Genomic DNA, 22,941 nt, shown 5'->3' on the forward strand with positions numbered 1-22,941 from the left:
GGGGGAGGAGACCCTGATGCAGACCATCCACGAGCAATTCATCCAGACCGCCGAGCTGCTGGAGGGCAAGCCCCTGTTCCAGCGCCCCGGCAAGCCAGACATCAGCTTTGCCCAGATGCGCGACATCGTCGAACGCATGGCCGGCGCGCTGACGGAAATGGGCGTGACCCCCGGCGACCGCGTGGCCGTCCAGGTCGAGAAATCGCCCGAGGCCATCGCGCTGTATCTGGCGGTGCTGCAGGTCGGCGGCATCTTCCTGCCGCTGAACACGGCCTATACCGGCCCCGAGATCGACTATTTCGTGGGCGATGCCTCGCCCCGGATCTTCGTCTGCGACCCTTCGGTGGCTGCGGATCACGCGCATCGCGCCTCGGACGCGCTACGCGTCGAGACGCTCGGGCCGGATGCCGACGGCACGCTGATGGACGCCGCCCGCAGCGCCACCCCGCGCGAGGATCGCGTGGAATCCGGGCCGTCCGACCGTGCCGCGATCCTCTATACATCGGGGACGACGGGGCGGTCCAAGGGCGCGGTGCTGACGCATGGCAACCTGACCTCGAACACCGAGGCGCTGCTGGAATGCTGGCGCTTCACGGCGGATGACCGCCTGATCCACGCGCTGCCGATCTTCCACACGCACGGTCTGTTCGTCGCCGCCAACATGGCGCTGACGGCGGGTGCGACGATGGTCTTCCTGACGAAGTTCGACCCGGAGCAGGCGATCGACCTGATGGATCGCGCGACCGTCCTGATGGGCGTGCCGACCTTCTACACCCGCCTGCTGAAATCCGACCGCCTGACGCGCGAGACGACGGCGAACATGCGCCTGTTCGTGTCCGGCTCCGCCCCCCTTCTGGCCGAGGATCACCGCGCCTTCGAGGAGCGGACGGGCATGAAGATCCTCGAACGCTATGGCATGACCGAGACCTGCATGATCGCGTCGAACCCCTATGACGGCGACCGCATTCCGGGCGCGGTCGGCATGGCGCTGCCGGGCATCGCCATCCGCGTGACCGACCGCGAGACGGGGGCCCCGCTGCCCGACGGCCAGATCGGCCTGATCGAGGTGAAGGGCCCGAACGTCTTCGAGGGCTACTGGAACATGCCCGAGAAGACCGCCTCCGAGTTCCGCGAGGACGGGTTCTTCATCACGGGCGACCTGGGCCTGATCGGCGAGGACGGATATCTGCGCATCAGCGGGCGCGACAAGGACCTGGTCATCTCGGGCGGGTACAACGTCTATCCCAAGGAGGTCGAGGAGGCGCTGGACGCGCTGCCGGGCGTCCTGGAAAGCGCGGTCATCGGGTTGCCGCATCCCGACCTGGGCGAAGGTGTCACGGCGGTCGTCGTGCCGAAGGGCGACGCAAGCCTCGACCCCGAGGCCCTGCGCGCCGCGCTGTCGGAGAAGCTGGCCCGCTTCAAGCAGCCCAAGCGCGTGATCCTGGCCGATGCCCTGCCGCGCAACGTCATGGGCAAGGTCCAGAAGGCCGAACTGCGCCGCAATCACGCCACGCTCTATGCCGGTGTGGATGCCTGAACGAAGGCCCCGTTTCGCGTGACGGAGGAGGTCGCGCGGAACGGGGAAAACAAACGAGAGGGAGGAGAGAAATGATCATCTACGGAGTTGCGGCCCTGGCCGCCTGCCACCTGGCGGGCGTCATCCTGGGCGATCTGCTGGGGGCCGTGCTGGGCGTCCAGTCGAATGTGGGCGGCGTCGGGTTCGCGATGCTGATCCTTGTCGTGCTGACCGACTGGATGCGCCGCACCGGTCGGCTGCCCAAGCTGACCGAACAGGGCGTCCTGTTCTGGAGCGCGATGTACATCCCCATCGTCGTGGCGATGGCGGCCAAGCAGAACGTCGTCGCGGCCCTTGCGGGCGGTCCCGTCGCGATCATCGCGGGTGTCGGCGCGACGGTCGTCTGCGTCGCGATGGTTCCCGTCATCGCCGGTATCGGCGGCCGCGAGGCCCCGCTTCCGCCCCTCATGCCGCAGGAGGCCTGAGCCATGGAAGAGATCGTCGGACTGATCGAGAAGAACGGCCTCGTCTTCGCCTTCGTGGTGGTGGGCGTGGTGATGTGGGTGTCCTACCAGCTGTCTGACCGGCTGAGCGCGGGTCGCGTCCACGGATCTGCCGTGGCCATCATCCTGGGCCTGGTGCTGGCCTGGATCGGCGGGCGCGTGACGGGCGGGTCGTCGGGGCTGGCGGACATGCCGCTGTTCGCGGGGATCGGGATCATGGGCGGGTCCATGCTGCGCGACCTGGCCATCGTCTCCACCGCCTATGGCGTGGACATGCGCGAAATCCGCAAGGCCGGCACCGCGGGCGTGCTGTCGCTGATCATGGGGATCGTCCTGTCCTTCGTGGTGGGCGCGGTCGTCGCCGCCTCCTTCGGCTATACCGATGCCGTCAGCATGGCGACCATCGGCGGGGGTGCCGCGACCTATATCGTGGGTCCGGTGACCGGGACCGCGCTCGGGGCCAGTTCGGACGTGATCGCGCTGTCGGTCGCAGCGGGCCTCCTGAAGGCCGTGCTTGTGATGATCGGCACGCCCTTCGTCGCGCCGGTGATCGGGCTGAACAACCCGAAATCGGCCATGGCCTATGGCGGGCTGATGGGCACGACCAGCGGCGTCGCGGGGGGCCTCGCCGCCACCGACAAGCGGCTGGTCCCCTATGGCGCGATGACGGCGACGTTCTACACGGGCCTCGGCTGCCTGATGGGGCCGTCGGTCATCTACCTGGTCCTGCTGCAGCTTACGGGCGGCTGAGGAACCGGCCACGCCCCTCGGGTGTTCCGCCCCGGCCCTGTCCCGATCCGGGGCGGGGCGTCCAAGGGACGGAAGAAAGGAACGCCCATGCGTTTGCCGATGATCGCGACCGCCATGACCCTCATGGCCGCGCCCGCTCTGGCCGATGACGGCCCCGACGACTGGATCGTGAAGGACAGCCCGCATGACGTGGTGACGACCGCCGACCGGCTGGAAGCCGCCATCGAGGAAAGCCCCGCCAAGCTGGTCACGCGGATCGACCACCAGCGCGCAGCCGAGGCTGCCGGCCTGGAAATGCCGGGCGCGACCGTGATGATCTTCGGCAACCCCGAGATCGGCACGCCCCTGATGAATGCCGATCCGCGCATCGCGCTGGACCTGCCCGCCCGCGTCCTGATCTGGGACGAGGACGGGCAGACCAAGGTCGGCTACATGGACCCCGAAGAGTTCGAGGACCTGTACGAGATCGACGGCGCCGAGGAACCGCTGGAGAAGCTGGCGGGCGCCATGGGGATGCTGACCGACAAGGCCATCGCCGAGTGACGCGGAGGGGCCGCTCAGGCCCCTTCGATCGATACCATCTCGACCCCGTCGCGGCACTCGATCCGGGCGGGGTCGATTGCTGCGCGGACCCTGTCCTCGATCCGGTCGCCCGCGCGGGGCCAGCCGTGCAGCGCCGCGATCCGGCCCGCAAGCTCGGTCAGGGGCAGCGGCGCGTCGCGCGACAGTTCCTCGGCGATCATGGCGACCAGCACCGGCTGATAGGCGGCGTCGAAGAATCGATCAGGATCGGGCGTGGCGGTCGCGGCCTGCGGCGCGGGGGGCTGCGTTTCGGCGGCCTTCTGCGCGCGCAGGTCGCGGTCGGCCTGCAGATGCTGCTGCAGCGCCTCGTGGATGCGGTCCGCGACGGAGGGCGGGTGGCGGAACCAGTCGGTCGACCAGATGCGCAGGATCGTCCAGCCAAGACCTTCCAGCACCGCTTGGCGCACCTTGTCGCGGTCCCGCGCCGTGGCCGATCCGTGATAGGTCGCGCCGTCGCATTCGATCCCCGCAAGATAGATCCCGGCATGGTCGGGATGCACGACGCCCAGGTCGATGCGGAACCCCGACACCCCGATCTGGGGCCGGATCTCCCATCCCCGCAGTTCCAAGGCCTGCAGGACCGCGGCCTCGAACGGGCTGTCCACGCCGCCCTGCGACCCGGTATCCTGCGCGGGCAGGGCCACGGCCCCGCGTTCCGCGTAATCCAGGAACGCCTTGAGGTGCCGCACACCGGTCGCATTGGTGCGCGCAAGGTCGATCTGCTCGGCCCGCAGCGAGGCGAAGACGTGCAGCTCGGACCGCGCGCGGGTGACGGCGACGTTCAGCCGCTTCTCCCCGCCCGTGCCGTTCAGCGCGCCGAAGCCCATCGACAGCTTGCCCGCGTGATCCGGCCCGTAGGTGATCGAGAACAGCATCACGTCGCGTTCGTCGCCCTGGATGTTCTCGAGGTTCTTGACGATGACGGGTTCCTCGCGGGCATCCTCGAAGAACCATTCCAGCTCGGGATCGCGGCGGCGTTCCTCATCCAGCAGATCCAGGATCAGCGCCTGCTGTTCGGCGTTGAAGGTGATGACGCCCAGGGTCGGACGCGCGGCCTCGGGCAGGGTCAGCCATTCGGTCAGGCGCGCGACGGTCATCTGCGTGATGGCGCGGGCCTCGACCTCGTTCCGGCGATCCTTGCCGCGGCCATAGGTGCCGTCGACCGGGTGCAGCCGCACCGCGTTCGACTGCGTCCGCGGCGAGGGGAAGGTGATCAGCCGCCCGCCGTAATAGTGCCAGTTGGAAAACGCGATCAGCGCCTCGTCGCGGCTGCGATAATGCCAGTCCAGCTGCTGCGTCGGCACGCCCGATGCCGCCACCTCGTCCAGGATCGAGGGAAGGTCGCGTTCGGTCTCGGGGATGTCGTCGGCGTCGTCCTCGACCTTGCCGAAGAAGTTGGTCGGCGGCAGCTGCTTGGGATCGCCCACGATGATCGCCTGCCGCCCGCGCGCGATGGCGCCGATCGCGTCCCATGTGGTGATCTGGGACGCCTCGTCGAAGATCACCACGTCGAAGGCCGCCTGCCCGGCGGGCAGGTATTGCGCCACCGACAGCGGCGACATCAGTACGCAGGGCGCCAGCCGCGTGAAGGCGTCGGGCATCTGCGCGATCAGCGACCGGATCGGCATGCTGGGACGCTGAAGCCCCAGCTGGTGCCGCAGCGTGCCCAGCTCCGACTTGCGCGGGACGGCATCGCGGGCGGGCAGCCCGTGGCGGATGCGCGCCAGCACCTGTCCGGCGGCCATCTCGGTCGCGGCGCGGTCGAGGTCGCGGAACCGCGCGATCGCGTCCTCGTGCGCCCAGTGGGAAAAGCCGCGCAGGACGGGGTCGGTATCCAGCGCCTCGGGCAGCCACCACGCGGCATAGGCGTTGCGGAAGGCCGTCTCGGCGTCCTGCGTCAGGCGGCCATCCTCCAGCGCCTCGATCAGCGGAAGCAGTCCGGCCCCCTCGGCCTGGAGGCGGGCGGCGTTCCAGCGGGTCCAGTCCGGCAGATGCTCGCGCGCCTGTTCCAGCGCGTCCAGCTGCGCGATCAGTTCGGCCAGCGGGACCGACGCCGGATTGCCGCCCGCCGCATCGGCGAAGGGCGGGCAGGCGGCGGCAAAGGCGTCCTGCGCCGCCAGCAACGCCCGCGCGGGATGCGCCCCGCCCGAGGCGATGCGGCGCAGGCTGTCCTGCCAGCGCGCCGGTTCGGCCACATGCGGGCGCAGCGTCTCCACCGCGCCCAGCAGGGCGACGGCCGCCTGCACGCGCGCGGTCAGGGTCGCGGCATCGTCCGCCACGTCGCGCAGGGGCGATGCGTCGATCGCCGCCTGCGCCTGCGCGATGGCGCCCAGTGCGGGGATGTCGGTCTGCGGATCGGCCTGTCCTGCCGTCGCATAGGTCTGCAGCAGCTTGCGCAGGCGTCCCGTCGCCAGCGAGGACAGCGGCCAGATCCTGGCCTGCGCCTCTCGCCAGTCGCTGTCCAGCCGATCGACCGGAATCCGCGCGCCGGGATCATAGGTCGCGGCAAGGCGGGCGCGGGCCTCGTCGCGGCTGCGCAGGACCTGTGCAAGGTCCTGGCCCTGGCGAGGCAGATCCTGGGGCTGGCGATCGAGCGCCCAGACCAGGTCGCCCGCGCCGTCGCCCGCGCGGGCCAGCGCCAGCAGATCCTCGGGCGGGGTGGCGTCCTGCAGGCCCGCGACCGCGATCAGGTCGCGCCGCGCGGCCATCAGGTCGCGTGCCGCGCGCGCCAGCGGCGCCGCGGTTTCCAGCAGCCGCGCCTGCCAGCCGAAGGACCAGTCCTGCGCGCCGATCAGCGGGAATGACGGCAGATCGCGCACGACCGCGTGCGTGCGGCCAAGCGTGGCCGCGATCTGCTGCATCCTGCGGAAGCTTTCATCGTCATGGGCATCGCGATTGTCGAAGCGCAGGCGTAGCGCCGGATCGGCGTTCAGCGCCCAGCCGATGGCCTGGAAGATGCTGAACCCCTGCCGCCCCGTTGCATGAAGCGCCGCGACATAGGCGTTGAGTTCCTGCCGCGTGACATCCAGATCCGCCGTGACGCGCGCCCATTCGGCATCGCTGCCCTCGGACGCGCGATCCCAGCTGCGGCCCAGCTGGGCCATGACCGACTTGCGGTCGGCCTTGTTTGAATGCAGCTCCAGCACGGCATCGCCCAGGCCATGCGCGTTCAGGCGGCGATGGACGACATCCAGCGCGGCGGATTTCTCGGCCACGAACAGGACCGTGCGGCCCGTCGCAAGGCACTGGCTGATGATGTTGGCGATGGTCTGGCTCTTGCCGGTGCCGGGCGGGCCGATCAGCACGAAGTCGCGCCCCTCCTGCGCCGACAGGACGGCGGCCAACTGAGAGCTGTCGGCAGGCAGCGGCGCGAACAGGTCCTGCGGCGGCAGGCGGCGGTCCACGTCGCGCGGTCCGGCAAGCCCCGGATCGCCCTCGGGCAGGAAGGGGGTTTCGGGGTTGTCGACCAGGTGACGGACCAGCGCGCTGTCGCGCAGGCTGTCGGTGCGGTCGGCCAGGTCCTTCCACATCAGGAACTTGGCGAAGGAGAAGGTCGAGAGGGCGGATTCCTCGACCAGCTCGAAGCCCGGCACGTCGCGGATGCGGGCGCGCATCGTCGTAAAGATCCGCGTCAGGTCGAAGCCCGCCTCGTCGCGGGGCAGATCGCCCTCCAGCTCGGGGATCTTCAGGTCGAAATCGCGCTTCAGGAACTCCAGCAGGGTGGTGTTGAAGCGGATGTCGTCCTCGTGCGGTTCGATCACGAAATCGGACTGGGCCGAGCGGCGCGTCAGCCGGACCGGGATCAGCAGCAGCGGCGCGCGATAGCTGCGGGTATCCTGCGCCGATTTCTTCCAGCGCAGGAAGCCCGCGGCCAGGAACAGCGTGTTCGTCCCGCCCTCCTGCAGGTCGCTGCGGGCCTTGCGATAGAGGTCGAGCAGCCGGTCCTGCATGTCCTTGCCGGGCAGCGGGACGGCGATGCGCCCGCGCTGGAAGGCGTCGCGGGCCATCTGATCGATGATCGCGGGGTCTTCGGGCAGGGCGTCGCCCGCCAGCGATTCCGCCCGCACGCCCTGGCCCTGCGCCAGCCGATCCTCGAGCGCGGGGATGTCGGGGCAGATGAAGGGCAGGGTCTGGCGCGTGTCGCGGAAGTTCAGCAGCCGGTTGCGCAGCGACAGGTCCAGCAGCTTGCGCTGCCAGCGGGCGATGCGGTCGGCGGCGTTCTGCGGGGTGTCGTCCGCGATCGGGCTGGCGGGCATCATGCCGGGCGGCAGCGGTCGGGGCAGGGCGGCGGGCGCGACGGGGGCGTCGGGATCGGTATCCTCGGGGGCGCGGTGGCTGGCCATCGGGCGGATGCCCGCGGCACGTGCGCGGCGGATGTCCAACGCCTGAAGGAAGCCGTGCTCGTTCCGTTCGGCCACGAGATCGCGGCCCGCGGCGGCGGCCTCTTCGAAGGCGATGGCGGGGCGGCGCGTCAGGTAGGTGGTTTCCAGCATCACCAGCTCGCGCGCATCGACGGCCTTGCGCACCGTCATCACGTCGGGTTCCGACACGCAGCCGAAATCGGCGTCGGTCAGCCAGAAGCCGGTCCAGGCATGCCCCTCGGCGAACAGCACGACGGGGTTGAGGCCCGCAGCCTCGAAGCACGAGGCGAGGAGGACCGCCGTATCGAGGCAGGTCGCCAGCCCCTCGGACCGGATGCGCGCGGGGTCGCGCAGCTTCTGGCCCTGCCGTTCGAAGGACGCGGGCGGCAGCGCATAGCTGAGGCCCCATCCCGTCAGCGCCGACCAGATCGCCCCCGCCAGCATCCAGACGCGGCCCGGATCGCCCGAGCGGTATCCGTCGATATCGCCGGGTTCGCCCACGGCTTCCAGCAGCCGCGCGGCGTCCTTGAGGATGCCCGCGACCAGCGCGTCGTTGGGCGACAGGTGGGCGGCCAGCAGCGGCGCCATCGACAGCCCGCCCCATTCGTCCCGCGCCAGCATCTCGACCGGGCGCGAGGTTTCGGCCAGCAGCGTCTCGGACTGGTGGACCTGCAGGACGACCTCGCCCCACTCGGCCTCGTTCAGGCCGCCCAGCAGCGCATTGTCCAGCGGCGTTTCCGCCTGCGGCAGCGTCACGGTCGCCCCCGGCGCGATCCTGTCGATGCGGAAGCTGCGCGGGCGCATGGCGGCGGGGCGCGTCAGCAGCGTGACGTCCAGGTTCTCCAGCGCCTCGTCGCCGTCGTTTCGCAGCGCGACGCGTCGCAGGATCGACAGTCCGTTCTGCGACAGGGCGAAGTTGATCCGGTCCACCGGTTCGAGGTCAAGGCCGACTGCCGGGGCAGCGCCTTCGGGGCTGAGGTCTTCCAATTCGTCCAATCCAAGGGGTCGTCGTTGCCGTTTGTGCCGCTGCGTCGGGAAAGCGTTTATCGCACAATGGGATGCGGGGTGTTCTTCACGTTCCGCATCACAGGGTCGTTTCTAGATGTTGTATTGCCCGACTGCATCCCGCCATAGATGCGATCACGATATGTTCCGGGTCAAGTCGAAAGTTTGACGGGCCGGGGGGACCGGTCTGCCGCCAGGCTGCGGCAACGCCAGCGGACCCTGTGGGTGAAAACGCATTGTTTCAAATCCGGGGCGATCTGCACCAGCCTGAAGGGGAATTGAAACAGCTCGGAAAAAGGCGCTGCATCACATGAAAATCGGCTTCATCGGATTGGGCAATGTCGGCGGCAAGCTGGCCGGCAGCCTGCTGCGCAACGAATTCGACGTGACGGTCCACGATCTCGATCCCAAGCTGGTCGCGGCATTCGTCGCCAAGGGCGCGAAGTCCACAAGCGGCCCGCGCCAGCTGATGCGCGATTGCGACGCGGTCATCACCTGCCTGCCCTCGCCCGCCGCCTCGGCCGCCGTGGTCGAGGAAATGCTGCCCGAGGTCGATCACAGCAAGATCTGGATGGAGATGTCCACCACCGACCAGGCCGAGGTCCAACGTCTTGCGGCCCTTGTGCAGGAACGCGGCGGCGCGGCGATGGAATGCCCGGTCTCGGGCGGGTGCCACAGGGCGGATACGGGCAACATCTCGATCTTCGCGGGCTGCGACCGCGCGACCTTCGAACGCATGCTGCCGACGCTGGCGACGCTCGGGCGTCGCGTGCTGCACACGGGCGATATCGGCACGGCCTCGGTGCTGAAGGTGATGACCAACTATCTTGCGACCGCGAACCTGCTGACCTGCTGCGAGGCGCTGGTGACGATGAAGGCCGCGGGGATCGACCTGAACACCACCTATGAGGCCATGAAGATCTCGTCGGGGACGTCCTTCGTCCACGAGACTGAGAGCCAGGTGATCCTGAACGGCTCGCGCGACATCTCGTTCACGATGGACCTGGTGAAGAAGGATATCGGCCTGTTCCAGAAGATCGCGTCCGAGGCCGGCGTGCCGCTGGAGATCAGCCCCCTGATGATCGAGATCTTCAACGACGGCATCGCGCGCTTTGGCGAACGCGAGCTGTCGCCGAACATCATCCGCCGCCTGGAAGAGGCCACCGGCCTGTCGATCACCGCGCCGGGCTTCCCGCCCGAACTGGTCGACGACGAACCCGAGGAACGCGGCTACGAGGTCATCCCGACCGGCCTGTCGGCGCCCGCGGGCCTGACGGAATCGCGCCCCGCGCTGGCCGAGGGGTAACCCCCATGCAGCACGCCAATCTCGATCACTGGACCGAGCGCGCGGACCTTGCCGCCAGCTTCCGTTGGGCCGCGCGGCTGAACATGCACGAGGCGGTGGCGAACCATTTCAGCCTTGCGGTGAACGACGAGGGCACGCGGTTCCTGATCAACCCGAACCAGGTGCATTTCTCGCGCATCAAGGCGTCGGACCTGCTTATGCTGGACGTGGACGACCCCTCGGTGATGGACGCGCCGAACGCGCCCGATCCCACCGCCTGGGGGCTTCACGCCGCGATCCACCGCGCCTGCCCGCATGCGCGCTGCGTCATGCACACCCATTCGATCTGGTCGACCGTCCTGGCCTGCCTGGCCGACAGCCGAATGCCGCCGATCGACCAGAACACGGCGACCTTCTCCAACCGCCACGTCATCGACGAGGAATTCGGCGGCCTCGCCTTCGAAGAGGAGGGCCGCCGCTGCGCGAGCCTGCTGTCGGACCCTGTCAGCAAGGTGCTGGTCATGGGCAATCACGGCATCCTGGTCGTGGGCGACAGCGTGGCCGACACGTGGAACCGCCTGTTCTACTTCGAACGCGCGGCGGAAACCTATGTCCGCGCGCTGCAGACCGGGCGTCCGCTGCGGATCATGTCCGACGACATCGCCGAGAAGACCGCCCGAGAGCTGGAGGACTATCCCGGCCAGGCCGAGGCGCATCTGTCCGAGCTGCGCGCCATCCTGGATGCCGAGGGCGACAGCTATGCAACCTGAGACGAACCTGAAAGGAGACGTCGCATGACCGAAACAAGCTTCGACCTGCGCGAGAAGGGCATGGTCATCGGCCTGCCCGAAGGCGAGAAGTACTTCAACTACTACTGGCTGCGCGATGCGTGCCTGTCCTGCATCGACCCCCAGACGCGCGAACGGATCTTCGACGCCTCGGAGCTGAAGTCTCCGCCGCGTGCCACCTCGGCCGTGATCGAGGAGGACACGGTCGTCATCGGCTGGGCCGACGAGGCGCAGGCTTCTCGCGTGCCGCTGTCGCTGCTGCGCGAGGTCTTCGCCACCGGTCGCCGCGCCGATCCCGCCGACCTGCCGCGCCGCCTGTGGTACAAGGACCATACGCCCAACATCACGCGCATGGACCAGGATGCCGTGGTGGGCACCGAGGAAGGCCGCGCCCGCCTGACCCGCGCCCTGATCGAGGACGGCATCGCCATCGTGACCGACATGGAGAAGTCCGAAGGATCGCTTCCCCGCCTGGTGAACGCGATCGGCCCCGTCACCCCGTCGGCCGAGGGGCTGTTCTTCAACGTCCGCGTCGAGATCGCGCCGACGAACCTTGCCTTCACCGCCGGTCCGCTGGAAATGCATACCGACCTGCCGGGAGAGGAGACCGCGCCGGGTGTGCAGTTCCTCCATTGCCTCGAGAACACGGTCGAGGGCGGCAATTCGCTGTTCCTCGACGGTGCCGCGGTGGCGGAGGCCCTGCGCAAGGAGGCCCCCGAGGCCTTCGCCCTGCTGGCGGGCCACGATATCCCGTTCTTCTATCGTCACGACAACTGGGATTACCGGTCCCACCAGCGCGTGATCGAGACGGATGTGGACGGGCGCGTGACCGGGGTCACGATCTCGCAGCACCTGCAGGACTACATGGACCTGCCGCAGGATCTGCTGGACGACTATTATCCCGCGTTCATCAAGTTCATCCGCATGATGCAGGAGGATCGCTTCCTTCTGCGCTTCCGCTCCGAGGCGGGCAATTGCGTGGTCTTCGACAACCACCGCATCGTGCATGGCCGCGAAGGCTATGTCGCCGACAGCGGCAAGCGTCACCTGCGGGGCTGCTATACCGACCGGGGGGCGCTGCGCTCGACCTATCGCGTGTTGGCGATGAAGGGGCATGACGGTTCGGTCGAACAGCCCGCGCAGCAGGCGCGGGGCTGAACGGGGCGCTGCTTCAGCCGTAAGACGAAGAAGGCCCGGCGCGGATATCCGCGCCGGGCCTTCTGTCGTCAGGATCGGCGCATCACGCCTTGAAGGGCGGGCGCACCTTCAGTTCAAGGTAATCCTCGAGGCCGAAGCGCCCCCCCTCGCGGCCGATGCCCGAATGCTTGAAGCCGCCGAAGGGCGAGCCGTAATCGGCGTCGGCACCGTTGATGTGGATGCCGCCCGCGCGCAGGCGGCGTGCGACACGCGTCGCGCGCGCCTCGTCCCCGGTCTGCAGGTACGCGGCCAGCCCGTATTCGGTGTCGTTGGCCATCGCGATGCCCTGATCCTCGTCGTTGAAGGGGGTCATCACCAGAACCGGGCCGAAGATCTCCTGCGACCAGATCGCCATGTCGGGCGTCACGTCGGCAAAGATCGTCGGGCGCACGAACCAGCCTTCGCGCAGCGCCTCGGGCAGGCCCTCGGGACGGCCGGGGCCGCCGGCCAGCAGGCGCGCGCCTTCGTCGATGCCCTTCTGAATCATCGCCTGCACGCGGTCGTATTGCAGTCCGTCGAACAGCGGACCGATGTGGTCGCCCTGCTCCAGCGGGTCGCCGACCTGCTGTTCCTCGGCGGCCTGGCGGGCGATCTCGACCGCGCGGTCGTAGACGCCGCGCTCGACCAGCATGCGGGTCGGCGCGTCGCAGGATTGCCCGGTATTGTAGAAGCAGGTCTGCACGCCTTCGCGCACGCGGGTTTCCAGGTCGCAATCCGCGAAGACCAGGTTCGGGGACTTGCCGCCCAGTTCCAGCGTCACGCGCTTGATCGTATCGGCGCTGTCGCGCGACACGGCGCTGCCCGCGCGGGTCGAGCCGGTGAAGGACATCATCGCGATGTCGGGATGGCGCGACATCGCGGCCCCGACGGTCGGCCCGTCGCCGTGGACCAGGTTGAAGACGCCCGCGGGATAGCCTGCCTCCTCGACGATCTCGGCATAGATCTGCGCCGAAAGGGGGGTGTGCTCGGACGGCTTCAGGACGCAGGTCGAACCGGTGGCCAGTGCCGGCACGACCTTCAGCGCGATCTGGTTGATGGGCCAGTTCCAGGGCGTGATCAGGCCGCAGACGCCGATCGGTTCCCTCGACAGGATGTCGCCATTGGGCAGCGTCTCTTCCTCGTCCAGCGCCTGAAGCGCGGCGATGAAGGCGTTCAGGTGCCCGAGGCCGCTATCGGCCTGCACGTCGCGGGACATGGTGATGGGGGCGCCCATCTCGGTTGTGATCGCATGGGCCAGGTCGTCCATGCGCCGTTCGGTGATGCGGGCCATGCGGCGCAGCAGCTCCAGCCTCTCGGCCTTGGTGGTGGTCGAGAAGCCCTCGAACGCCTTGCAGGCGGCGGCGACCGCGCGGTCCACGTCGGACGCATCGCCCAGTGTCAGCGTGCCGATGCGCGAATTGTCGCGGGGCGTCAGGATCGGCATGGTGCGGGTGCCCTGCGGGGCGACCCATTCACCGCCGATGAAGAACGTGTCGATATCGGTCATGATGGTCCTCCTAGTGGGTCACATGCGTTTCGGTCATGCCAAGGTGCAGATCGGTGCCGGTCCAGGGGTTCGCGGCGATGGCCGCGTCGTCCAGCTCCAGCCCCAGCCCCGGCGCGGTCGAGGGGATGACATAGCCGTCCTCCCATTCGATCCGGCCCTTCACGCCCGCCATGTAGGGGCCGTCGAAGGTCCCGATGCTTTCGAGGATCAGGAAGTTCGGCGAACAGGCCGCCAGCTGGATGTTCGCCGCCGCCACGACAGGCCCGCAATAGAGATGGGGCGCGATCTGCGCCTGCCGCGTCTCGGCCATGCCGGCGATCTTCTTGGCCTCGAGCAGGCCGCCCACGCGGCCCAGGTTCATCTGCAGGATCGAGGCGGCCCCGGCTTCCAGCACGCGGGCGAACTCGTATTTCGTGCACAGCCTCTCGCCCGCGGCGACGGGGATCGAGGTGAAGGCCGCGACCGCCGCCATGTCGGCGGGGCTTTCAGGCGGCATCGGTTCCTCGAACCACAGGGGGTCGTAGGGTTCCAGTGCGCGGGCCATCCGCTTGGCCCCCGAGACGGTGAACTGCCCGTGGGTGCCGAACAGCAGATCGGCGCGGTCGCCCACGGCGCGGCGGATCTCGCGGCAGAAGGCGACGCTGCGGGTGATGTCCTCGCGCCGGGGCTGGTGGCCGTCGAAGATGCTGTAGGGTCCGGCGGGGTCGAATTTCAGCGCGTTGAAGCCCTGATCGACCATCTTCGCCGCGACCTCGGCGGCCATCTCGGCGTCGTTGTAGACATTCGGCGCGTCGGGGTCGGGATAGACATCCCCATCCGCCGGATAGATGTAGCTGTAGCTGCGCAGCCGGTCATGGACTCGCCCGCCCAGAAGCGCATGGACCGGCTTGTCGGCGGCCTTGCCCAGGATGTCCCAGCACGCCATCTCAAGGCCGCTGAACACGCCCATCACGCTGACATCGGGGCGGTGGGTGAAGCCCGCCCCGTAGGCGCGGCGGAACAGCAGCTCGATATTGGCGGGGTCGGTGCCCGCGAACTGCCGGTCGAACATGTCCCGCGCCATCGCGCAGCAGATGTCGGGGCCGAAGGTGGCGTTGTAGATCTCGCCCACGCCGGTGATGCCGCATTCGGTCGTCAGTCGGACGAAGATGAAATATCGGCCCCCATGGCGGGGGGGCGGGTTGCCCATCACGAATGTTTCCAGCTTCTCAAGGCGCATTGCGTCCCCTTTCGTCGGTGTCGTTCGTCATCGCGCGTCCTGCAGGATCATTCCCGCCGCGCGCATCGCCAGCATCATGACCGGCGCGTTGGTGTTCCCCGAGGTGATGTTCGGAAAGCTCGAGGCATCGACGACGCGCAATCCGTCGATGCCGTGAACCCGCAGCCGCGCGTCGATCACCGAACCGGCGGGATCATGGCCCATCCGGCAGGTGCAGCTGGGATGATAGACCGTGGTGGCCCTCTCGCGGAAATCCTGCAGCAGCGCGGCGTCGTCCATGGCGTGCAGGTCGGCGCATTTCGGCGCGCGCGTCACGTCGCGCAGCGCGGGCACGAGCGACAGGTCGCGCGCAAGGCGGCTGGCCGCGACTGCCGCCGCGCGGTCCTCTGCGGTGCCAAGCGACGCGGGGCGGATGGCGGGCGCGACCCCCGGATCGCCCGAGGTGATGCGCACCTGCCCGCGGCTGGTCGGGCGGCAGAACTGCCCCGACAGGATGAAGCCGCCATCGCGATCCATCACCACCTGGCCGTCCGTCGTCAGCGAATAGGATGCGGGATTGCAGAACAGCTGCATGTCGGGATGCGTCAGCCCGTCCGCGGATCGCACGAAGCCGCCGACCTGGTTGACCGGAACCGACAGCGGACCGTTCCGCGTCAGCAGATATCGCACCCCCGCCGCCAGCCGCCCCCGCCGCCGACCCAGCATCGCGTTCAGCGTAGGCACCGATGCGTGGAACTGATGCGTGATCGCCAGGTGGTCCTGCAACCCCTCGCCCACCTGCGGCAGGTCGATCACAGGCGTCACCCCAAGCGATTGCAGATAGGCCGCCGGTCCGATGCCCGACAGCTGCAGGATCTGCGGGGAATTGATCGCGCCCGCCGACAGGATCACCTCTTGCCCGGCGAGGGCGTGGTGCATCTGGCCGCGCCGCGACCAGTTAAGGCCGGTCACGCGCCGACCCTCCATCCGCAGGCCGGTGACATGGGCGTCGGTCTCGATCCGCAGGTTGGGACGGCGCAGGGCAGGGCGCAGGAAGGCGTCGGCCGCCGACCAGCGACGCCCGCGCCAGACGGTGCTGCGATAATGGCCGACGCCCTCGGCCCGGTTCATGTCGGGGCTGAGCGGATGACCCGCCTGCCGCGCCGCGTCCAGGAAGCGGGCCGAGAACGGGTGCATCCGGTCGGACAGGTCGGCCACGCGGACCGGCCCGCCGCCCGCATCCTCGATCGCGTCATAGGTCTGCCGGACCGCGTCCCAGTCCCAGCCGGTCGCGCCCGCCGCCGCCCAATCGTCGAAATCATGCGGCAGCCCCCGCACATAGGCCATCGCGTTGATCGAGCTGCTGCCCCCCACGACTCGCCCGCGCGGCCAATAGGTGCTGCGCCCGGCCAGCCCCTCGTCCGCATCGGTGCGATAGCCCCAGTTCAGCGCGGGATTGGCATAGTTCACGGCATAGCCGACCGGCACCTTGATCCAGAAGCGCGCATCGCTTCCCCCGGCCTCGAGCAGCAGGACCTTGTGGCGCCCGCAGCGCGTCAGCTGCTCGGCCAGCACGCAGCCCGCCGAACCCGCGCCGACGATGATGTAATCATATGCAGTCCCGGTCATCGCCCCCTGCCTTGCGGTCCCGAATTCCGCGCCAGCAAGCCAGAGCGTTGCCTGCAATGCAAACAATGCCTTTGACTGCTGAGGCATTGTTTGCGTTTGCCCATCGCCTACGTCAGGATGGCCGCCGACTGCAGGAACGGACCCCGCCCATGCGCAAGCTGCCCCATGTCACATGGCTCCGAGCCTTCGAGGCCGCCGCGCGCCATGCCTCGTTCAGCGCCGCCGCGGACGAGCTGGGCCTGACATCCGCCGCCGTCAGCCAGCAGATCCGCCTGCTGGAAGGGCATCTGGGGATCCAGCTGTTTCGCAGGCTGGCGCGGGGGGTCGAGCTGACGGATATGGGTCAGGCCTATGCCGTGCCCGTGCGCAAATCCTTTGCCGAGATGCAGGTCGCGACCGACGGGCTGTTCAGCGACCGGCGCAGTTCGGTCATTCGGGTTCGGTCTTCGATCTCCTATGCGGCACTGGTGCTGGCGCGGCGGCTGGCCGCGTTCCGCCGCGAACATCCGGGGATCGAGATCGAGCTGTCGACCGCCGTCTGGGCCGACCGCATGAACGGCGCGAGCATCGATCTGGACATCCGCTATGGTGCGGGCGACTGGCCCGAGCAGAACATCCATCCGCTGAAGACCGCGCCGGCGACCGTGGTCTGTCACCCGGATTATGCCCCCGCGATCCCGGACCTGAACGCGCTGGCCCGCGCCGATATCGTCCAGATCGTCGGCTGCGAAACCGATTGGGACCGCCTGTTCCTGCAAGAGGGCATGCCCCTGCCGCGCCCCGCGCATTGGATGCGGGCGGATTCGTCGCTGCTGGCGCTGCAGATGCTGTCGGCGGGCCACGGCTGCGCCATCGTCAGCCGCAGCTTCGCCTTCGACGCCTTCGAGGCGGGCACCCTTGTCGCGCCCCTGCCGGTCGAGGTCCCGATGTCCCAAAGCTTCTACGTCGTCGAGCAGGACGACCTCGGCCCGCGCGAGGACGTGGCGATCTTCGTGGACTGGCTGCGCGGGCTGAGCTTCTAGCCGCCTGCCAGCCGCGCCAGATAGGCCGTCGCGTCGCGGGCGTCGGTGTCGCAATTGCGGATCAGCCAGTCGAAATGGTCGATCAGGGCGCCGACGCGCTGGCGTTCCCTCAGCGACAGGTAGAACTGCCCGACATAGATGATCCCCAGCCCGTTGCCGAAGACCGTCACGGGTACGCTGAAGGCGCGGCGCTTGTCGAAAAGGAACAGGCGCAGGCGCGGGAACAGCGCCTCGCATCGGCTGGCCATGAAGCGCAACTGGTCGCGGCGGATATCGGCGGACAGATCGGCATAATAGCCCTCGCCCGATGCAAGCGACTGCAGTTCCTGAAGGGGCATCGCGATCTCGTAATCGGCCTCTCCGGTGCGGACCCAGTCGTGATAGGCGCGGGCGGTCCCGATGATCTGCGCGATCGTGGCGGGCGGGCAGGCGGCGTATTCCCATTCCAGCAGGGCGGGGGTCTTCAGCATTTCGGGCAGGGTGGCGGGGACGTGGCGGATCTTGCTTCCGATGGCGGATTGGTGCCATTCGATGATCTGGCGGTCGGCCTCGTCGCGTTCGGCAGGGCTGAGCCCCATGGCCGAGGCCAGGATGTCGCCCGCGGGTTCGGGTCGGTTCGTCAGCCCCAGCAGCCAATCGAGGCTGACGCCCAGATGCGCAGCCATGTCCGCTGCAAGCTGCGCGTTGGGAAGGCGCGGGTGATCGCCCTTGAGAAGCTGCCCGACGGTCGAACGATCGACCCCGGCCGCGCGGGCCAGCGCGCTTTTGCTGGTGGCGCTGTCGGCCATGGCCTGTCCCAGCCGCGCGCGGAAGATCTGATGCCTGTCTCTGGTTGCCATTCGACTACAATGCAGTCTTTGCACAACAACGCAAACAATCCGCAGCGAATTATCGGAATTCTCGGCGCCGCCTCCTGCAGTTAGGGATCGTGAAACGTCATGAAAGGGGAACGCATGGAAAGCAGGGCGCGGATCGCGATCAAGGCACTGACATGGCAGCTTCTGGGGCTGGTCGTGATGCTGGGGATCGGACTTGCCTTTACCGGATCGCTCAGCGCGGGGGGCGGGATCGCCCTGGTCAGCGGGGTCACGGGATACTTGTGCTACTTCCTGCACGAGATGGCCTGGGCGCGTATCGGCTGGGGTCGCAGACCGCGCTGATCGGCCTTCCGGTTCCCCTATGCGCGGATGCGTCGCGGCACGTCAAAATGGCCATACAAAACCGTTCCGTTCACCCGTTCTCGCATTCAATCACAGGAATGCGAGCGATGAAACGATCCCCCCGGGTCATGCGTAGTGCACCCCTGAACGCAATGACGAAACAGGAGACATACCATGGCTATCCGTAAACTGACCGCCGTCGCAGCCCTTTCGGCCCTGACCGCATTCCCGGCCTTCGCCACCGTCCAGGGCGGCAACGGCCCCAGCTTCAACGACGAGCAGCCGGTCCAGGAACTGTCGACCCGCCAAGTCCGCGCAGGTGACGTCCTGCAGGAAAAGGATCTGCACCGCCGCGACCTGAACGCCGACGACCTGATCACGCTGAGCGAGTTTCCCGAAGGTGGGCCCGTCGACTTCTCGAGCGCGAATAACGGCTGATCGACGCCCCTTCGTCGACAATCTGCCGACGTCAAAAGAAAACCCCGCCGGTTCGCCGACGGGGTTTTCCGTTGTCATGGCGCCGTCGTCAGGCGCGGTATTCGTTCTGCTGGCGGCTGGCCAGGCTGACGATGACGATGGCCGCGAAGGCCGCGACGAAGCCCGGGATGATCTCGTAGATCCCCGCGCCGCCCATGAAGGACTTGTTCCAGCCAAGCGCGATCCAGGCGATCACCACGGCAGCACCGGTCACCAGACCCGCGACCGCACCCGATCCGGTCATGCGCGACCAGGTCAGCGACAGCAGGATCAGCGGACCGAAGGCCGCGCCGAAGCCCGCCCATGCGTTGGACACCAGCCCCAGCACCTGGCTGTCGGGATCGCCCGCGATCAGGGCGGCCACGACGCCGACCAGCGCGACGGCGATGCGGCCCATGTTCACGACCTCGCGCTCGGACGCGTCCTTGCGCAGGAACAGGCGGTAGAAATCCTCGGCCAGGGACGAGGACGACACCAGCAGCTGGCTGGAGACGGTGGACATCACCGCAGCCAGCAGCGCGGCGAACAGGAAGCCGGTCACCAGCGGGTGGAACAGCAGGTCGGACAGGATGATGAAGATCGTCTCGGCATCCTCGACGGCCAGGTCGTTGCGCACCGCATAGGCGCGGCCCAGGATGCCGACACCCACCGCACCCAGCAGCGAGATGCCCATCCAGGCCATGCCGATATTGCGTGCGGTCGCGACCTCGCGGACGCTGCGGACGGCCATGAAGCGCACGATGATGTGCGGCTGGCCGAAATAGCCCAGGCCCCAGGTCACCGCCGACAGAAAGCCCACGAAGGTCAGCCCGTTGGTTAGCGACAGATAGTTAGGATCGACGGTCGAGACGGTTTCCGCCGCCTGCGCGAAGCCGTCGCCCTTGCCCAGCCACAGGATCATGGCGGGCATGATGATCAGGGCGATCATCATGATGCAGCCCTGCACGAAGTCGGTCAGGCTGACGGCAAGGAAGCCGCCGATCATGGTATAGGCCAGCACGACAAGCAGCGTCGCCCAGACGCCGGTCATGTAACCGCCATCGAAGGCGCTGGCGAACAGCTTGCCCCCGGCGACCAGACCCGACGCGGTATAGACCGCGAAGAACACCACGATGATAACCGCCGACACGACGCGCAGCGCCTTGGCCTTGGTGGGAAAGCGGTTCGCCAGGAAGGACGGGATGGTCAGCGCGTTGTCGTAACGCTCGGTCTGTTCGCGCAGGCGCGGGGCTACCACGAGCCAGTTGACGAATGCGCCGACGAACAGGCCGATCCCGATCCAGGCCTCGACCAGGCCCGTGGCATAGAGCGCGCCGGGCAGGCCCAGCAGCAGCCAGCCGCTCATGTCGGATGCGCCTGCCGACAGTGCCGCGACGGCTGGCGGCAGGTTGCGACCGCCCAGCAGGTATTCCTCGCTGCTGGCGGTGGATTTACGATAGGCATAGAAGCCGATGCCGAGCATCAGCAAGAAATAGGCAGCAAGGCTGACCCAGACGCCTGTTTCCATGATGCGCCTCCCTTCATTGAGTTTGAGGCGCGGAACCGCGATCCCGCCCCCTCGATTTGCACCTTATGTAACAAAGCCGTGTTCGATGCAAAGGCGGGGAGGGATCGCGGGGTCCTGGTCAGTCTGCGCCGCGCACCTCGAAGGGGGCGTCGGGATCGGGGCGGATCATCTTCTGGACGGCCCAGACCGCGACGCCGCCGCCGATGCCGATCAGGTCGGTCAGCAGCCCGCCCTCGATCATGAACAGCGCGAAGATGCCAAGGACCAGGCGCAGCCACCAGACCATGCGCCCGCCGATGAACCATCCCTGCACCGCCGCCGACAGCAGGAACACGCCCACGATCGCGGTCGCGCCCGCGCGGATGATTTCGAGCCAGGTGCCGTCCATCAGCAGGGCCGCGTTGTAGAAGAACATGAAGGGCACGACGAAGGCGGTGATCCCGATCTTGAAGGACGCGACCGAGGTGGCCATCGCATTCGCCCCCGAAATCCCCGCCGCCGCATAGCTGGCAAGCGCCACGGGCGGGGTGATCGCGCTGACGACCGCGAAGTAGAAGACGAAGAAATGCGCGGTCAGCGGCGGGATGCCCAGGTTCGTTAGGCCGGGGGCCACGACGCTGGCGGCGACCGCATAGGCCGCCGTGGTCGGCATCCCCATGCCCAGAAGGATCGCGATGAACATGGCGAAGAACAGGGCCAGCAGTTCCGACGCGCCCGCGATCCCCAGCAGAAGCGAGGAAAACCGCGCCCCAACCCCGGTCAGGGCGATGACGCCGACGATGATGCCCGCGCAGGCGCAGACGGTGATGATCTGGATCGACATGATGCCCGCCAGCTCGAACGCCTTGGCGATGGCGCCGAACCCCATGCGATAGGGCGTCAGCCAGGACACCACCGCGGCCGAGATCGTGGCCAGCGTGCCCGCACGGATGACCGAATATCCCATGAACAGCGCCGCGATCAGGATCACGATGGGCAGGAACAGATAGACCTGCCGCGCCATGGCGCGGAATTTCGGCAGCTCATCCTCTCGCATGCCGCGCATGCCAAGCTTCGCGGCCTCGAAATCGACCATGAAGTAGATCGACACGAAATAGAGGATCGCCGGGATCACCGCAGCCAGCGCGATGTCGGTATAGGGGATGCCCGTGATCTCGGCCATGATGAAGGCGCCCGCGCCCATGATCGGCGGCATGATCTGACCGCCGGTCGATGCCGCGGCCTCGACCGCGCCGGCGGTGGTCGGGCGATAGCCCACCTTCTTCATCAGCGGGATTGTCAGCGATCCGGTCGCCACGACATTGCCCGCCGAGGTGCCGTTGATCATGCCCATCAGGCCCGATGCGAAGATCGCGACCTTGGCGGGTCCGCCCCGCGACCGGCCCGCTGCGGCAAAGGCGAAGTTAACGAAATAGTCGCCCACCTTCGACGCCGACAGGAAGGCCGCGAAGATGATGAACAGGATGATATAGGTCGAGCTGACCGCCGTGGTCGGCCCCAGGATCCCCGCATCGGTATAGACCTGGCTGAAGAACCGCTCCCACGAGATTGCGGGCGAGTTCAGGAAGCCCGGCATGTACTGGCCGGTGAACACATAGGCCAGGAACACGGCCGAGATGATGACCAGCGCCATGCCCGCCACGCGGCGCGTCAGTTCAAGGATCAGCGCCGTCCCCGCGACCGCCGCCAGAGAGATGCCGATGGGCGCGAAGGGTGTGCCCGTCGAATTGCGCATCAGCGTGCCATAGATGGTGATCAGGTAGACCGCGACCGCACAGGCGCAGATGCCCAGCACGATGTCGGGGGCCGAGAACCCGTCGCGGCGGCGCAGGTGTATCCAGCCCAGCACGGTCCCGCCTGCCGTTGCGACCAGCAGGGGCACGCCGAACCACCAGATCTCTCGGTTGCGGATGCCTTCGTCCATGCCGTTCCACATGGTCCCGCCCGCGATGTCGATCGCGAAGGACACCGCCGTCGCAAGCGAGATCAGCGCCAGAACGCCGAAGGCGGCCGAGGGCAGGCGGATCGCGCGGCTCTCGTCCTCGTCCTCGGCGGGGAAGCGGCGGGCGGCGAACAGCACGAAGCCCAGGAACAGCGCGCCAGCGACGTGGATGATGCGGAAATTCCACGTCTCCATCGGGAAGGTCGGCAGGAAGGACAGGTTGATGCCCGTCCAGTCGCGGATCGACACGCCGTTCAGCGCGATCATGTGGAAGGCGGCGTAAAGCGCTGCGAACCACGTCACGACCGTCAGCCGCCATCCGGCAAAGCTGCGGCGGTTGGCTTCGACGGGTTCGTCGTCCACGCCCTCGGCGATGACGCCGCCGCCCTCGGGCAGGGCGCTGGCCTGCATTTCGGGCGTTTCGCGCCCTGTTTCGTGGTCCTGTTCCGGCATCCGTTCCATCCCGCGGCGCTTGGCCGTCCGTCTCTTGGGTCGTGAAACGGGCCGCCAGCTGTCGCCGCGGCCCGCCTGTT

General features: G+C 68.0%; 17 protein-coding genes. 10 read left to right on the plus strand and 7 right to left on the minus strand.

All coding sequences use genetic code 11. The annotated features are described in order from the left end of the window. The first annotated feature begins 16 nt into the window (after nucleotides 1-16). From F804_RS0103000 to F804_RS0103015, 4 genes are all read left to right on the plus strand, one after another. A complete protein-coding gene (locus tag F804_RS0103000) occupies nucleotides 17-1,537 on the plus strand; it encodes a malonate--CoA ligase (protein ID WP_022706263.1) in 1,521 nt (506 codons plus the stop codon). 71 nt (nucleotides 1,538-1,608) lie between these two features. Beyond that, nucleotides 1,609-2,001 (plus strand): malonate transporter subunit MadL, encoded by a 393-nt coding sequence (gene madL, locus F804_RS0103005; protein WP_022706264.1) that lies wholly within the window; start codon nucleotides 1,609-1,611, stop codon nucleotides 1,999-2,001. A 3-nt stretch (nucleotides 2,002-2,004) separates the two neighbouring features. Further along, nucleotides 2,005-2,769 carry a malonate transporter subunit MadM gene (gene madM, locus F804_RS0103010; RefSeq protein ID WP_022706265.1) on the plus strand — a complete coding sequence of 255 codons (765 nt, stop codon included), beginning with the start codon at nucleotides 2,005-2,007 and terminating at the stop codon, nucleotides 2,767-2,769. 87 nt (nucleotides 2,770-2,856) lie between these two features. Continuing rightward, on the plus strand, nucleotides 2,857-3,312 hold the full coding sequence (locus tag F804_RS0103015; protein WP_022706266.1) for a DUF302 domain-containing protein: 456 nt from the start codon (nucleotides 2,857-2,859) through the stop codon (nucleotides 3,310-3,312). A 14-nt stretch (nucleotides 3,313-3,326) separates the two neighbouring features. Here F804_RS0103015 and F804_RS15480 read toward each other — a convergent pair whose 3' ends face one another. Beyond that, nucleotides 3,327-8,699, minus strand: a complete 5,373-nt coding sequence (locus tag F804_RS15480) for a DUF3320 domain-containing protein (protein ID WP_084686417.1) — start codon at nucleotides 8,697-8,699, stop codon at nucleotides 3,327-3,329. Between the two features lie 319 nt (nucleotides 8,700-9,018). Between F804_RS15480 and F804_RS15485 the strand changes: the two genes are divergently transcribed. The 3 genes from F804_RS15485 to F804_RS15490 are packed head-to-tail and all read left to right on the plus strand — an operon-like array spanning nucleotide 9,019 to nucleotide 11,948. Next, entirely contained in the window at nucleotides 9,019-10,023 is a 1,005-nt protein-coding gene (locus tag F804_RS15485; protein ID WP_281166804.1) for an NAD(P)-dependent oxidoreductase, read from the plus strand. A gap of 5 nt (nucleotides 10,024-10,028) precedes the next feature. Then, nucleotides 10,029-10,772, plus strand: a complete 744-nt coding sequence (locus tag F804_RS0103030) for a class II aldolase and adducin N-terminal domain-containing protein (RefSeq protein ID WP_022706269.1) — start codon at nucleotides 10,029-10,031, stop codon at nucleotides 10,770-10,772. A gap of 24 nt (nucleotides 10,773-10,796) precedes the next feature. Continuing rightward, on the plus strand, nucleotides 10,797-11,948 hold the full coding sequence (locus F804_RS15490) for a TauD/TfdA family dioxygenase (RefSeq protein ID WP_022706270.1): 1,152 nt from the start codon (nucleotides 10,797-10,799) through the stop codon (nucleotides 11,946-11,948). Nucleotides 11,949-12,030: 82 nt separating this feature from the next. Here the strand turns inward: F804_RS15490 and F804_RS0103040 are convergent, their stop codons facing one another. From F804_RS0103040 to F804_RS0103050, 3 genes are read right to left on the minus strand one after another with little or no spacing between them, the layout of a single operon-like run. Beyond that, complete coding sequence (locus F804_RS0103040; RefSeq protein WP_022706271.1) at nucleotides 12,031-13,473, minus strand: aldehyde dehydrogenase family protein; 1,443 nt, start codon at nucleotides 13,471-13,473, stop codon at nucleotides 12,031-12,033. 10 nt (nucleotides 13,474-13,483) lie between these two features. Further along, a complete protein-coding gene (locus F804_RS0103045; RefSeq protein ID WP_022706272.1) occupies nucleotides 13,484-14,692 on the minus strand; it encodes a mandelate racemase/muconate lactonizing enzyme family protein in 1,209 nt (402 codons plus the stop codon). A 27-nt stretch (nucleotides 14,693-14,719) separates the two neighbouring features. Next, nucleotides 14,720-16,300, minus strand: a complete 1,581-nt coding sequence (locus F804_RS0103050; protein WP_022706273.1) for a GMC family oxidoreductase — start codon at nucleotides 16,298-16,300, stop codon at nucleotides 14,720-14,722. Between the two features lie 149 nt (nucleotides 16,301-16,449). On the opposite strand from F804_RS0103050, the gene F804_RS0103055 reads away from it, so the two are divergent. Next, the gene (locus F804_RS0103055) at nucleotides 16,450-17,322 is read left to right on the plus strand and encodes a LysR substrate-binding domain-containing protein (protein ID WP_022706274.1); all 873 of its coding nucleotides are present in this window, start codon (nucleotides 16,450-16,452) and stop codon (nucleotides 17,320-17,322) included. Here the strand turns inward: F804_RS0103055 and F804_RS0103060 are convergent. Next, the gene (locus tag F804_RS0103060; protein ID WP_022706275.1) at nucleotides 17,319-18,161 is read right to left on the minus strand and encodes a helix-turn-helix transcriptional regulator; all 843 of its coding nucleotides are present in this window, start codon (nucleotides 18,159-18,161) and stop codon (nucleotides 17,319-17,321) included. The genes F804_RS0103055 and F804_RS0103060 overlap by 4 nt on opposite strands. A 114-nt stretch (nucleotides 18,162-18,275) precedes the next feature. Between F804_RS0103060 and F804_RS0103065 the strand changes: the two genes are divergently transcribed. Next, on the plus strand, nucleotides 18,276-18,482 hold the full coding sequence (locus tag F804_RS0103065) for a DUF2061 domain-containing protein (RefSeq protein ID WP_022706276.1): 207 nt from the start codon (nucleotides 18,276-18,278) through the stop codon (nucleotides 18,480-18,482). 174 nt (nucleotides 18,483-18,656) lie between these two features. Next, entirely contained in the window at nucleotides 18,657-18,920 is a 264-nt protein-coding gene (locus tag F804_RS0103070) for a hypothetical protein (protein ID WP_022706277.1), read from the plus strand. Nucleotides 18,921-19,008: 88 nt separating this feature from the next. On the opposite strand, the gene putP is transcribed toward F804_RS0103070, so the two are convergent. Both putP and F804_RS0103080 read right to left on the minus strand, forming a co-directional pair. Next, nucleotides 19,009-20,466 carry a sodium/proline symporter PutP gene (gene putP / locus F804_RS0103075; protein ID WP_022706278.1) on the minus strand — a complete coding sequence of 486 codons (1,458 nt, stop codon included), beginning with the start codon at nucleotides 20,464-20,466 and terminating at the stop codon, nucleotides 19,009-19,011. A 118-nt stretch (nucleotides 20,467-20,584) separates the two neighbouring features. Continuing rightward, a complete protein-coding gene (locus F804_RS0103080; protein WP_028725552.1) occupies nucleotides 20,585-22,819 on the minus strand; it encodes a TRAP transporter permease in 2,235 nt (744 codons plus the stop codon). Nucleotides 22,820-22,941 lie beyond the last annotated feature (122 nt).

Origin of the sequence: Paracoccus zeaxanthinifaciens ATCC 21588, assembly GCF_000420145.1 — a bacterium.
Lineage (GTDB): Bacteria > Pseudomonadota > Alphaproteobacteria > Rhodobacterales > Rhodobacteraceae > Paracoccus > Paracoccus zeaxanthinifaciens.